This is a genomic window from Sphingosinicella xenopeptidilytica (assembly GCF_042676985.1).
Lineage (GTDB): Bacteria > Pseudomonadota > Alphaproteobacteria > Sphingomonadales > Sphingomonadaceae > Sphingosinicella > Sphingosinicella xenopeptidilytica.
On sequence record NZ_JBHTIK010000002.1, the window covers coordinates 615407 to 628361 of the forward strand.

Below are 12955 nucleotides of genomic sequence, written 5' to 3' on the forward strand. Positions count from 1 at the left end.
GGTTTTAACGCCGATATCAGCCAAAAAACCGGCATTGGCGCGTTGTAATATTCTTGCGTGAAAAAGGATAAGGCAGTATAACTGACCTATTGAGGGAGAATCAACACATGGCCACGAAGCCCGCCATCACGCTCAGCGACAAGTACCTGCTCGAAGACGGGCGCGTGTTCATGAGCGGCGTGCAGTCGCTGGTCAGGCTCCCCCTCATCCAGAAGGCGCGCGATCGCACCGCCGGCATCAACACCGCCGGTTTCATCTCCGGCTATCGCGGCTCGCCGCTCGGCACCTACGATCAGGAGCTTTGGCGCGCGAAGAAACTCCTCGAAGCGCAGGACATCCGCTTCGTCCCCGGCGTCAATGAAGAGCTTGGCGCCACCGCCGTCTGGGGCACGCAGCATGTCGGCCTCAATCCGCACCGCAAGTTCGATGGCGTCTTCGGTATCTGGTACGGCAAGGGCCCCGGCCTCGACCGTGCGATGGACGTACTGAAGCACGCGAACGCGGCGGGTACGTCGCAGCACGGCGGCGTCCTCGCCATCGTGGGCGACGATCACGGCGCCAAGTCCTCCACGTTGCCGCACCAGTCGGATCACAACTTCCTCGCCGCCTTCGTGCCGTTCCTCTATCCGGCGAGCGTCGACGAATATGTCGAATACGGCCTGCTCGGCATCGCCATGTCGCGCTTCGCCAGCACGTGGGTCGGCTTCAAGGCGACCGCCGACACCGTCGAAACCTCCGCGACGATCGATCTTGCGAAGGAACATCGCCGTATCATCGTGCCGGGCGACTTCGAAATGCCCGAAGGCGGCCTCGGTATCCGCGAAGGCGATATCTGGCGCGAAGAAGACACGCGTCTTCAGCGCTACAAGGGCTTCGCCGCGATGGCCTTCGCCAAGGCGAACGGCATCGATCGCACGGTGTGGGATACGCCGCGCCCCCGCTTCGGCATCATCACCACCGGCAAGGCCTATGCCGATACGATGGAAGCGTTCGATGCGCTCGGCATCGACGAGCGCGTGGCGCGCGACATCGGCCTTCGTATCTACAAGGTCGGTATGCCCTGGCCGCTGGAGCCTGACGGCATCCGCCAGTTCTGCGAAGGGCTCGAGGAAATCCTCATCATCGAGGAAAAGCGCGAGTTCATCGAGCATCAGGTCCGCTGGCAGCTCTACAACTGGCGCGAGGATGTGCGCCCGCGCATCGTCGGCAAGCAGGATGAGCACGGCGAATGGCTGCTCAATCCCGATAACGAGCTGACCCCCGGCATGATCGCGCACGTGATCGCCAGCCGCATCCAGAAGTATCACGATACGGACCGCATCCGCGCCCGTCTCGCCTTCTTCGAAGAGCGGGCGAAAACGGCGGAAAGCTATGCGCCGCCGATCAAGCGCGCGCCCTATTTCTGCTCGGGCTGTCCGCACAACACCTCCACGAAGGTGCCGGAGGGTAGCCGTGCGCTCGCGGGCATCGGCTGTCACATCATGTCGATGTGGATGGACCGGGATACCGGCAACTTCACGCAGATGGGCGGGGAGGGCGTGCCGTGGATCGGCGAGGCGCCGTTCGTCGACGAGCCGCACATCTACGCGAACCTCGGCGACGGCACCTATTTCCACTCCGGCATACTCGCCGTGCGCCAGTCGATCGCGGCGGGCGTCAACATCACCTACAAGATCCTCTACAACGATGCCGTCGCCATGACCGGCGGCCAGCCGCACGACGGCGACATCACCGTGGCGCAGATCGCCGCGCAGATGCAGGCCGAAGGCGCGAAGAAGGTCGTCGTCCTCACCGAGGATATGTCGCGCTACGAGGGCGAAACCGTCTCCGGCGTGCCGGTGAAGGACCGCGATCATCTCCCCGCGATCCAGAACGAGTTCCGCGAGACCAAGGGCACCACGGTCATCATCTACGACCAGACCTGCGCCGCAGAAAAGCGCCGCCGCCGCAAGAAGGGCAAGTTCCCCGATCCCGATCGCCGCGTGTTCATCAACACTGCCGTCTGCGAAGGCTGCGGCGATTGCTCGGTGCAGTCGAACTGCGTGTCGGTGGAGCCGGTGGAGACCGAATTCGGCCGCAAGCGCCGCATCAACCAGTCGAGCTGCAACAAGGATTTCTCGTGCCTGAAGGGCTTCTGCCCCAGCTTCGTCACCGTTGAAGGCGCACAGATCAAAAAGGCGAAGTCGGCCGACGTGGACCTGTCGGACGTGCCGCAGCCGGCGCTGAACGCGCCCGGCCACGGCTACAACATCTTCGTCACCGGCATCGGCGGCACCGGCGTGCTGACGATCTCGGCGCTGCTCGGCATGGCCGCGCACCTCGAAGGCAAGGCGTCGACCACGGCCGACATGGCGGGTCTCGCGCAGAAGGGCGGGGCGGTCTACAGCCACGTCCGCCTCGCCGATCGCAACGATCAGCTTCTCAGCCCGCGCATCATCGCCGGCTCGGCGGATCTCGTGCTCGCCTTCGATGCGGTGGTCGCGGCGGACAAGGCGGCGCAGAACCTGATGCTGCCGAACCGCACGGCGGTGGTCGCGAACGCGAACATCTCGCCGGTCAGCGATTTCGTTCGCAACCGCGATCTCGATTTCCAGAACGCCGCCATCGAGCGCGCGATCCGCAAGGCCGCGAACCCGAACGCCACCACGTTCGTGAAGGCGGACGAGATCGCGACGGCGCTGCTCGGGGACGCCATCGGCACCAACATGCTGATGCTTGGCTATGCGTGGCAGCAGGGTCTCATCCCGCTCGCGCTGGCAAGCATCGATGCGGCGATCGATCTGAACGCCGTTGCCATCCCCTTCAACAAGCGCGCGTTCGCGCTCGGGCGGCTGCTCGCGCACCGGCCCGACAAGGTGATGGCGATGGTCGAGGAGGCGAAGGGCCCGGCGCCCGAGCCGCTTTCCGAAACGCTGGACGAACTGATCGCGCGCCGCGTGAAAGACCTCACGGCTTACCAGGACGCGGCCTATGCCAGCCGTTACGCTGCCCGGATCGCGGCGGTGCGTGCGGCCGAGCAGGCGGCGAACCCGGACAGCGAATGCCTGACGCAGGCAGCGGCGCGGTCGCTCTACAAGCTGATGGCGTATAAGGACGAATACGAAGTCGGCCGGCTTTACACCGACGGCCGTTTCGCGGCGGCGATCGGCCAGCAGTTCGGCGGCGACTACAAGATGAAGGTTCAGCTTTCCCCGCCGCTGTTCGCGCGGCCCGATCCGCGCACGGGGCGCCCGAAGAAGTACGAGTTCGGCGCGTGGATCATGCCGGTGTTCAAGGTGCTGGCGAAGCTGAAAGGCCTTCGTGGCACGCCGTTCGATATCTTCGGTTATTCGCAGGAACGGAAAGACGAGCGCGCGGCCATTCCCGCGTTCGAGACCGATCTCGATCGCCTGATCGCCGGGCTCCGCGCCGATAACGTCGCGCTCGCCACGTCGATCGCGTCATTGCCGCTCGATGTGCGCGGCTATGGGCCCGTCAAGGAAGAGGCCGCGAAGAAAGTCGCGGCGCGCGCTGCTGCGCTCTGGGCGAAGTGGCCGGGCGAAGAGCTTCGGCAGGCCGCCTGAAAAGAAAAAAGGCCCGGCCCGCAGATGCGGCGCCGGGCCTTTTTGTGAGACCGCGGCTTACTTGTCGGCAGCGTCGCGGACGGCGTCAGCCTTGTTTTCCATGGCATCAGCCTTCGCTTCGCCCGCCTTGCGGACGGCTTCGGCCTGATTTTCCATCGACTGTTCAGCGGTCGAATCGACCCCGTCCAGTGTCGGGTCCATGGTGTCGGCGGTATCTTCCATCTGGTCCGCCTGTGCGTCCGCGCTGTCGCGCATCGTGTCGGCCTGGTTCTCGATGGCGTCGGCGCGGTCTTCCGCCTTCTGCTCGGTCGGGCTGTTGCACGCGGCGAGCCCGCTGAACGCCGTCAGTGCCGCAGCCGCGGTGGCGATTCGAAATACCCTCGATTGCATGGCGATCTCCTTATCCTCAGTCCCCCCATAACAACGCGCTGCCCCGTTGGTTCCGAAACTCGCGATTGCGGTCGTGGTCCGGCCCGGTTAAGGAGCGCATCGACTATGCAGAACGAGAACAAAATTCGAACGCTGTGGCTGATCGGCTGCGGCAACATGGGGAGCGCGCTGCTGGCGCGGTGGGTCGGTGTCGCCGAAACGATCGTCGTCGTCGATCCGGGTTCGCCGCAGTTGCCGGAGGGTGTCGAGCATCTTCCGGCCCTGCCTGCGGGCGTGCTGCCGCGTCCCGATGTGGTCGTGCTCGCCGTGAAGCCGCAGGTCGCGCCGACCGCGCTTGCGGGGCTCCCGGCGCTTGTTGGCCCTGAAACGGTCGTCGTCTCGATCATGGCGGGCACGATGCTCGCCGATCTCGCCGCTTTCGCGGGCGAAGCCGTACCCGTCCGCGCCATGCCCAACACGCCCGCGGCCGTCGGTAAGGGCGTCACCGCGCTTTACGCCAACGGCCTCTCTGACGCCGCACGCGTCTCGGTCGAAAATCTCTTCGAACGCACCGGATCGGTCGTCTGGCTCGAATCGGAAAACCAGTTCGACGCTGTCACCGCCGTCTCCGGCTCCGGCCCCGCTTACGTCTTCCGCTTCATCGAAGCCCTCGCCGCCGCCGGCGAAGCCGCGGGCCTCCCGTCCGAACTCGCCGAAAAGCTCGCCCGCGCCACCGTTGTAGGTGCTTCGGCCCTTGCGGAAGTCGATCCCCGCAGCCCCCGCGATCTCCGCGCCGCCGTCACTTCTCCGGGCGGCACGACGCAGGCCGGCCTCGAAGCGCTGGACGCCGATCCCGGCCTTCCCGCGCTGGTCCGCGCCGCCGTCCGCGCTGCTGCCGGTCGCTCGAAGGAACTCGCGGAAGGCCGCTAATCGCCCTGCTGCAAGTCGGCCACCGCCTCGCGCAGATCGGGCGGCAGCAGTCCACGCAGAACCGACCAGAAGCCGCCCACCGCCTGCTGCCCGGCCTCGGCATAGGCCTCGGCCATACGCCGGCGCAAAAGATCGAAGAGTTCATGCTCGAACGTCTTGCCCGCTTCGGTCAGGAAAAGCCGGCGCTGCCTCCGGTCCCGCTCGCCGACTTTCTGCTCGACAAGCCCGTTATCTTGAAGATCGGTCAGCACCCGCCCAAGCGATTGCTTGGTGATGTCGAGCAACCGCAAGAGCTCCGAGACAGTCAGCCCCGGCTGGCGCGCCATGAAATACAGCGCACGGTGATGCGCGCGGCCATAGGGCGTGCCGGCAAGCTTGTCGTCCGCGCGCTTGATCAGGCTGGAATAGCCGAAATACAGAAGTTCGATGCCGCGGCGAACCTCGGCCTCGCGCAGGAACAGCGGTGACGGCGGCAAAAAAGAGTCAGCCATATTGACGCATCTTGCACGGATTACGCCGCGGGAGAAGGTACGAAAACTCAGTACGGACCTGTCATGGTCTTGGTGCCAACAACCGAGGGCGTGTGAACCGAGTCACACTTCGGCTTTAAAACTGAACATCCAGCCGGAATGATTGTTTAACGACTTGATTTTGTAATACTTGCGTTTTATTCGCCCTCGCGGTTGGGGAATGCAAGTTGACAAAAAGAGACTGGGATTTGTCCCGGCCCCAAGCACAGGCATGTAGTATGAAATTGCGTGTTCAGGCTCTGACGGCACTATTTATTTCTGCCGCATTTATTGTCACGCCCTCTCCCGTTTCGCAAGGACGGGCAAGTAGCGCGCATCAGCGCTATCATGCGGACAAAGGCCTATATTGGTCTGGTCGAGACGAAGAGGACTTGCAGCGCATTGATGGCGAAGCATTGAAGGCCGTCGTAAGCCTTCTTTCGAATTGAACCAGCTCTGCGCCGCCGCCCGCCTCGACAAGGGGGCGGGGCGAGTTGACTGGCATTTCCGGCCTATCTATCACGCGTGACAACCACTTTGATCGGGAGAGGGCTGGGCATGGCAATCGTGCGCGCGGCGTCGAGTGCAATACATGCTCTGGTGGTAGGAGCTGCGCGGCGATCACTCCAGCTTACCCTGATCTTTGGTTTGGTGTTTCCCGCTGCGGCGCAGGTCGATCCGCGCGTCATCGAGCAGCTTCAGGGGCGGCTACAGGGCACGCAGGATGCCGGTGCGCAGGTCGATCAGGCGCGCGAACAGAGCGGCCGCATTACGTTGCCGTCGAATACGGATCTGACCAGCGAAGAGCGCGAACTCCGCCGCCAGCAATCGCGGATTCAGCTGAATTCCCTCTATCTGCCGTCGCCCGTTGAACGGCAGTATCGGGAGCGGCTTGGTGATCCGTCGCTTCGGCAGTTCGGCTATGATCTGTTTCGGGTATCCGAAGGCGGTTCCGGGCCCGTCACCGGCGAGGTTTCCGATGGCTATGTGCTCGGGCCCGGCGATGAGCTGGTCGTCACGTTTCAGGGTGCCACCAACACGAGTCAAAGCGCGCGCGTGGCCCGCGATGGCCGGCTGATCGTCGGTAGCCTGCCGCCTATCCGCGCTGCGGGCCGGACACTGGGTTCGGTGCGCACGTCGCTTTCGGAGGCGACGCGTCAGAACCTGCTCGGTACCGACGTGTTCGTGTCGCTGGGCGGCGTGCGATCTGCGACGGTGCTCGTCGGCGGCGAGGTCGAGAGACCCGGCCAGTATCAGGTCACAGCGCTGTCCGATGTCGCGAACGCGATTGCGCTCGCAGGTGGTGTCCGTAAGGCGGGCAGCCTTCGCAACATCCGTCTCGTCCGGGGCGGTGTGACGCGCACGGTCGATCTCTACGGCCTTCTTGGCATCGGAACTGCACCGCGCATCCGCGTTCAGGATGGCGACCGCATCGTGGTGCCGGTGGTCGGCAATACGGTCGCCATCACGGGTGCCGTTGCGCGGCCCGGGATCTACGAGCTTCACGGCTCGGCGAGCGTCAGCGACGTTCTCGCTTATGCTGGCGGCGCGCTTTACCCTCGCGGCTACCAGATTTCGATCAGCCGCATCGGAGAGGACGGGCGCGAGGTTTTCGTGCGTCCGCAGGGAGCGGCTGCCGCGATCTGGTCGGGTGACGGCGTGCAGGTGCTCTCGGGCAGCGCCGGTGCAGCGTTCGACCGGGTCGTGCTGGCGGGCCATGTCCGTAACCCCGGCCCGCGCGCGCTCGCCGCTGTTCCGACGCTTGCCGATCTGATTGGCGGGCCCGAGGATTTGCGGCTGGGCACCTATATGCCGATGGCTATCATCATCCGGCGCAATCCACTCACCGGTATGCGCAGCTACGAGGCGGCAGACCTGCGTGGCGCGCTTGATCGCAGTCGCCCCGTGGCGCTTCGCGGCGATGATCGTGTCTACGTTTTCAGCGCTGATGATATCGCGTTCCTCAATTCCAGTGCGACGCGCCAGATCATTCTCGGCGACAAGAATCCAAAGCCGCGCTGCCTCGCGCTCGAAAAGCTGGAGAGCCTCGTCGCCGATACGCAGTCGCCCCGGTTCAACGTGATTACCCGCGGTACGATTACCGTCGAGCGGGGCGGACGCGATGTCGCGGCAAGCGCGGGCAGGGCGCTCACCGGTGCCGGGGGGGTCGATCAGTCTCTCGATGTGATCCAGACGAAGCAACGGGAGCCCATCGACAGCGCTGAGGACGAACTGAACGCTACGGACGAGCGCACAGGCTCCAACTACGATGCACTTTCGCGTAAGGCCATGGAATGTCCTTCCGTCTTCGAGGATGTTCCGGAGCTCCTTCCCGTCCTGATCGAGCACAGCGTCAGCGTGGGCGGGGCCGTTCGTCGGCCAGGTGCTTATCCCGTGGCAGGGGCGATCTCCGCCGACGCCCTCGTTTCCGCTTCGGACGGCGTGATGGCGAACGTACGCGACCCCATGCTGGATATCACGCCGGCGAGCGGGCCGTTCACGCGCTATGAAATGGCGCAGGGGCAGGAAGATCGGCTCGCCAATGTTCTCGTGAGTGCTGGCGACGATATCCGCATCACCGCGAACAATGCGGCTTATGAAGCGGGCGCGGTGCTGCTGACGGGCGAGTTCAACAGCCCCGGTCTCTACACGATCCGGAAGGGCGAGCGGCTGTCCGAGCTTGTGGCGCGCGCAGGCGGTCTCACCGATCAGGCATATCCTTATGGCGGCGTGTTCACACGTAGGAGCGTTCGCGAACAGCAGCAGGAAGGCTTCCGGCGCACAGCACGGGAACTCAACACCTCGCTGCTTGCACTGGCGGCGCAGGAAAATGTGAACGGGCAGTCCATTGCCGCCGCCGGCGAACTAATCCGGACCTTGTCGGCGACGGAAGCCGTCGGGCGCATGGTTGTCGAGGCCGATCCGCGGGTGCTCGCGCAGCGTCCTGACCTCGACCCCATTCTCGATGGGGGCGATACGCTGCATATCCCGAAGAAGCCGACCTATGTGCTCGCGCTTGGTGATGTCTCCAACCCGGGTGCGGTCCAGTTCCAGCCGGGCAAGTCGGTTTCGCAGTACGTCGCCGAAGCCGGTGGAACGCAGTCGACAGCGGATGATGGCCGTGTGTTTCTTGTTCTGCCGAATGGCAGTGCGCAGCCGGTCCGGTCCAGCTTCTGGCGGCGTTCCAATGCCGTCGTGCCGCCGGGCAGCACGATCATCGTGCCGAAAAACCTGCAGCCGCTGAGGACTCTTGGCATCGTTCGCGATGTAGCAACCATTTTCGGGCAATTGGCGACAGCCGTCGCGTCTGTCGCGATTCTGGCGGACCGGAACAACTAGTCGCAGCGGGCGCGTTGCCCGCCGCCGAACCTGTGGGAATGAATGCATGAGCCTTGATGCTGCAACGAAAGTGGTCGTCGTCGGCCTCGGCTATGTCGGTTTGCCGCTGGCGGTGGCTTTGGCGCGCCATTTCGACACGACGGGTGTCGATATCAACGCTGCCCGCATCGCCGCGCTGAAGCAGGGGCATGATGCGACACGCGAGATCGACAGCGACACGCTGAAGGCCAGCAGCCTCAAGTACGCGTCCGACATGGCATCGTGCGCGGATGCCGCCTTCATCATCGTGACGGTCCCGACGCCGGTCGACGGCGCCAATCAGCCCGATCTCAGCCCCGTCGAAGGCGCAACGCGCGCGCTTGCGGCGGCGATCACTGCCGCCTCGAAGCCCGTGATCATCTACGAAAGCACCGTCTATCCCGGCGTCACCGAAGAGTTCTGCGGCCCCATCATCGAGAAGGTGTCGGGCTTGAAGCAGGGCGAGGACTTCTTCCTCGGCTACTCGCCCGAGCGCATCAACCCGGGCGATCGCGAACACACGGTCGACAAAATCATCAAGGTGGTTTCAGGCGAAAGCCTCGAAGTGCTCGACAAGGTGGCCGCGCTCTACAACAAGGTCACGACCGGCGGCGTGTTCCGCGCCGCCTCGATCAAGGCGGCCGAGGCGGCAAAGGTCATCGAGAACGCGCAGCGCGACATCAACATCGCCTTCGTCAACGAGATCACGCAGATCTTCCAGAAGATCGATCTCTCGGTCTACGATGTGCTCGAAGCGGCCGGCACCAAGTGGAACTTCCTGCCGTTCCGTCCCGGCCTCGTCGGTGGTCACTGTATCGGCGTCGATCCCTACTACCTCAGCTACAAGGCCCAGCAGCTTGGCCACCTGCCGCGCGTGATCCTTGCCGGACGGTCGATCAACGACAGCATGGGCGCTTATGTCGCCGACCGTGTGCACGATCGGCTGCGCAAGGCCGGTGACGTTCTCGTAATGGGGCTGACCTTCAAGGAAGACGTTCCCGATCTTCGCAATTCCAAGGTGGTCGACGTCATCGAGCGCCTGAAGTGGCTCGGCCACAACGTCACGGTGCACGATCCGCTCGCAGACCCCGAGGAAGCCGTTCACGAATATCACCTGACGCTCGACGCGGACGCGCTCTCGCGTCGCTACAATGCGGTGGTGCTTGCGGTTCCGCACGCCGAGTATCTGGCGATGGACCCGGCTGCGATCGGTGGTCTCGTGAAGGACGGCGGCCTCGTCGCGGACATCAAGGGCGCGCTGCGTGGCAAGGCCTTGCCCCCAGGGGTCGGTCGCTGGCAGCTATAGGTGGCCGCTTAACCGATACCAGGCGAGGCCCACATATTCGTGGAGCGCAAGGTCCGCGCGCTCGACATTTTCGATGAACGCGGGCGAGAATTCGCGGTCGCTTGCCTGCCGGTCCACCGGGTAGGCAACCGCATCCACGCCTGCGGATTTCATGCAGGCCATCGCGCGCGGCATATGGAAGCCTGATGTGACGAGCAGCACCCGCTTGCCGGGCAGGGCCTCTGCAATCCCGCGTGCATTGGCACAGGTGTCGAGCGTGCCGGTGATCTTGCCGATGCGGCCCTGCGGCAGACCCGCCCGGCGCCAATAATCGGCCGTCCAGTCGACATCGCTGCTACCATCGCGGGTCACGCCGCCGACGATCCAGATTTTCGCCTGTGGATAGACCAGCGCGAGCGCGAGCGCCTCGCTCACCCTCTCGCCGTGCGGACCGAATTCCAGCGAACCCGACAGCGCCGACGCCCGCAGCTTTTCCGCGCCGGCGAGCACCGCCACGGCATCGATCCGGTCGGGCAGGGCTGCTGGGCGCGGATAGGCGGCCTCCAGCCGGCTCATCAGCCAGTTCCCCGTCGGCAGGATGGCGAACAGGAGGGTCCAGAGCACCAGAAGCGCGATCGCACCGCGCGCGGGTCGCAGTGCGCCGCAAAGCAGGAAGGTCGCGGTAAGCAGTGTCAGCCAGACAAACCAGGCTGCGGGGCCGAAAAGCGCCCAGAGCAGGTAGTTCAGCGACACGCCCGTCAGACGCCGTGGTAGGTGCGGAACCAGTCGACGAAGCGGGGGATGCCCTCCTCGATCGACGTGGTCGGATGGAAGCCGAGATCGCGCTCGATAGCGGAGATATCGGCGAACGTGTCCTTCACGTCACCGGGCTGCATCGGTTCGAACTGCTTGATCGCGGTCTTGCCGACGGCCTTTTCGAGCACTGCGATCATGTGCATCAGCTCTTCGGAGCGGTGGTTGCCGATGTTGTAGACGCGGTGCGGGCTTACCGAACCGCCGGCCTTCACGCTGCCGTCGTCGGGCGGCGGGTTGTCGAGGCAGGCGACGATGCCCGAAACGATATCGTCAACGTACGTGAAGTCGCGGCGCATGTCGCCACCGTTGAACACCTGGATCGGCTCGCCTTTCAGGAGGGCATCGGTGAACAGCCACATCGCCATGTCGGGTCGGCCCCACGGGCCATACACGGTGAAGAAGCGCAGGCCCGTCTGCGGCAGGCGGTAGAGATGGCTGTAGGTCTCGCTCATCAGCTCGTCGGCCTTTTTGGTGGCCGCATAAAGCGATATCGGCTGATCGACGCGGTCTTCCACCGAAAACGGCAGCTTCTCGTTCTTGCCGTAAACCGACGACGACGAGGCATAGACGAGGTGCTCGACACTGTCCGAATGCCGCGCATACTCCATAAAATTGAGATGCCCGACGAGGTTGGAGTGCACGTAGGCGTGCGGGTTCGTCAGCGAGTAGCGAACGCCGGCCTGCGCGCCCAGATGGGCGATCCGCTCGATCCGGTGCGGCGCAAGCGCGGTTTTCAGCCCTTCGAAGTCCGCGAAGTCCTGCTCGATGAAGGTGAAGCCGTTGTGTCGCCGTTTCAGATCGGCGATGCGATCGCGTTTCAGCGTCGGGCTGTAATAGTCGTTGACGTTGTCGATCCCGATGACCCGCTCGCCGCGCGACAGCAGCCGTTCCGAAAGGTGGTAGCCGATGAAACCTGCGGCTCCGGTCACGAGAAAAGTCATTGATTCATCCTGCATAAAGGCGAGCCGTTGCACTTCGGCGCCGCATTGAGGGGAGTTAGCGTAGCGCTGGCCGGGCCGCAACGGTAAGGTCGGCAGGCGTTGATGAGAAAGGGGTCGGGGCACGGCGATGACCGCGATGAGCCTGAATATGCTCTGTGCCGCCATAGGTGTCGGAATCGCGCTTTTCGTGGGACGAAACGCTGGCCGTGTCGGCAGTCTGCTCGGGCTTCTCGATTATCCCGATCCGTTCGGTGGCCGCAAGCGTCACGCCCGCGTGACGCCCTTGGTCGGCGGCCTTGCCGTCGTGCTGGCGTTCGAAGCTTCGGCGCTGCTGCTTTACCACCTCCTCGCCAAGGATTCCGCGCTGCTCGATTGGCAGATTCTGTGGTTCGGCTTCGCGGTCGGGGCGATGGCACTCGTCGGCCTCGCTGACGATCGCATGGGTCTGTCCCCCATCGTGAGGTTGGCACTGACCTCGTTCGTCCTCGTCCTGACGATCCTCGAAGTTCCCGATCTCCGCGTGGATTTCCTGCGCTTCGCCGGGGTCGACCAGCTCATCCTGCTGCCAGCATGGGCTTCGATTCTGTTCACGCTCCTCTGTCTCATCGGGCTTCTGAACGCCGTGAACATGGCGGACGGCAAGAACGGCATCGTTCTCACGCTGTCGCTGATCTGGACAGCGGTGCTCTTCGCCCGCAACCCGCAGCCTTTTGATCCGCTGTTGTTCGGCATCGCCGGCAGTCTCGTGGTCATGCTCTGGTTCAACATGAAGGGTGCGCTTTTCCTGGGCGATGGCGGCAGCTACGGCATTTCGGCGATTTTCGGCCTGCTCGCCATCTATGCCTACAACCACAGTTTCGCGACGTTCGATGCGGGGCAGGTGGCGCTGCTGTTCCTGGTCCCGGTTCTCGATACGGTCCGCCTCATGGTTTGGCGAATGCGGCAGGGCCGCAACCCGTTCTCGGGTGATCGCAACCACCTCCACCACTATTTGCACGCACGCTGGGGCTGGCCGGCGGGTCTTGGCATCTACGCGGCGCTGGTGGCGCTCCCCAATTTCCTCGGCGTGATGTTCCCGGCCTACAGCCTTGCGCTCCTTGGCCTCGGCGCCGTCATGTACGTGGCGACGCTCTTCCTAGCGACACGCGGCGGCACGGTTCGCCGCGGCGTCAGCGCCTGAAACAA

The 12955-nt window shown here is 64.3% G+C and carries 9 protein-coding genes; 5 read left to right on the forward strand and 4 right to left on the reverse strand.

Translation table 11 applies throughout. The features are described from left to right. The first annotated feature begins 107 nt into the window (after positions 1-107). Positions 108-3563, forward strand: a complete 3456-nt coding sequence (locus ACFQ00_RS05830) for an indolepyruvate ferredoxin oxidoreductase family protein (protein WP_381487534.1) — start codon at positions 108-110, stop codon at positions 3561-3563. Between the two features lie 57 nt (positions 3564-3620). Here ACFQ00_RS05830 and ACFQ00_RS05835 read toward each other — a convergent pair whose 3' ends face one another. After that, a complete protein-coding gene (locus ACFQ00_RS05835) occupies positions 3621-3953 on the reverse strand; it encodes a hypothetical protein (protein WP_381487537.1) in 333 nt (110 codons plus the stop codon). Between the two features lie 105 nt (positions 3954-4058). Here ACFQ00_RS05835 and proC point away from each other — a divergent pair, with 105 nt between their 5' ends. After that, positions 4059-4862: a pyrroline-5-carboxylate reductase gene (proC, locus tag ACFQ00_RS05840; RefSeq protein WP_381487540.1), complete on the forward strand. Its 804-nt coding sequence runs from the start codon at positions 4059-4061 to the stop codon at positions 4860-4862. Here the strand turns inward: proC and ACFQ00_RS05845 are convergent. Continuing rightward, positions 4859-5353, reverse strand: a complete 495-nt coding sequence (locus ACFQ00_RS05845) for a MarR family winged helix-turn-helix transcriptional regulator (RefSeq protein WP_381487543.1) — start codon at positions 5351-5353, stop codon at positions 4859-4861. The genes proC and ACFQ00_RS05845 overlap by 4 nt on opposite strands. Positions 5354-6022: 669 nt before the next feature. Between ACFQ00_RS05845 and ACFQ00_RS05850 the strand changes: the two genes are divergently transcribed. Together ACFQ00_RS05850 and ACFQ00_RS05855 are read left to right on the forward strand one after the other, a co-directional pair. Continuing rightward, the gene (locus tag ACFQ00_RS05850) at positions 6023-8710 is read left to right on the forward strand and encodes an SLBB domain-containing protein (protein ID WP_381487879.1); all 2688 of its coding nucleotides are present in this window, start codon (positions 6023-6025) and stop codon (positions 8708-8710) included. Positions 8711-8756: 46 nt separating this feature from the next. Next, complete coding sequence (locus ACFQ00_RS05855) at positions 8757-10034, forward strand: nucleotide sugar dehydrogenase (RefSeq protein ID WP_381487546.1); 1278 nt, start codon at positions 8757-8759, stop codon at positions 10032-10034. On the opposite strand, the gene ACFQ00_RS05860 is transcribed toward ACFQ00_RS05855, so the two are convergent. Next, complete coding sequence (locus ACFQ00_RS05860) at positions 10029-10766, reverse strand: YdcF family protein (RefSeq protein WP_381487549.1); 738 nt, start codon at positions 10764-10766, stop codon at positions 10029-10031. The two genes, ACFQ00_RS05855 and ACFQ00_RS05860, sit on opposite strands and share 6 nt — an antisense overlap. A gap of 5 nt (positions 10767-10771) precedes the next feature. Further along, a complete protein-coding gene (locus tag ACFQ00_RS05865) occupies positions 10772-11770 on the reverse strand; it encodes a GDP-mannose 4,6-dehydratase (RefSeq protein ID WP_381487551.1) in 999 nt (332 codons plus the stop codon). Between the two features lie 127 nt (positions 11771-11897). Between ACFQ00_RS05865 and ACFQ00_RS05870 the strand changes: the two genes are divergently transcribed. Then, entirely contained in the window at positions 11898-12950 is a 1053-nt protein-coding gene (locus ACFQ00_RS05870) for an MraY family glycosyltransferase (RefSeq protein WP_381487553.1), read from the forward strand. The last annotated feature ends 5 nt before the right edge of the window (positions 12951-12955 follow it).

Bases quoted from the DNA above. Each gene is read 5' to 3' on its own strand.
- ACFQ00_RS05835 (WP_381487537.1), bottom strand. From the start codon at position 3,953: ATGCAATCGAGGGTATTTCGAATCGCCACCGCGGCTGCGGCACTGACG.
- ACFQ00_RS05870 (WP_381487553.1), top strand. From the start codon at position 11,898: ATGACCGCGATGAGCCTGAATATGCTCTGTGCCGCCATAGGTGTCGGA.
- ACFQ00_RS05830 (WP_381487534.1), top strand. From the start codon at position 108: ATGGCCACGAAGCCCGCCATCACGCTCAGCGACAAGTACCTGCTCGAA.
- ACFQ00_RS05855 (WP_381487546.1), top strand. From the start codon at position 8,757: ATGAGCCTTGATGCTGCAACGAAAGTGGTCGTCGTCGGCCTCGGCTAT.
- ACFQ00_RS05865 (WP_381487551.1), bottom strand. From the start codon at position 11,770: ATGACTTTTCTCGTGACCGGAGCCGCAGGTTTCATCGGCTACCACCTT.
- proC (WP_381487540.1), top strand. From the start codon at position 4,059: ATGCAGAACGAGAACAAAATTCGAACGCTGTGGCTGATCGGCTGCGGC.
- ACFQ00_RS05845 (WP_381487543.1), bottom strand. From the start codon at position 5,353: ATGGCTGACTCTTTTTTGCCGCCGTCACCGCTGTTCCTGCGCGAGGCC.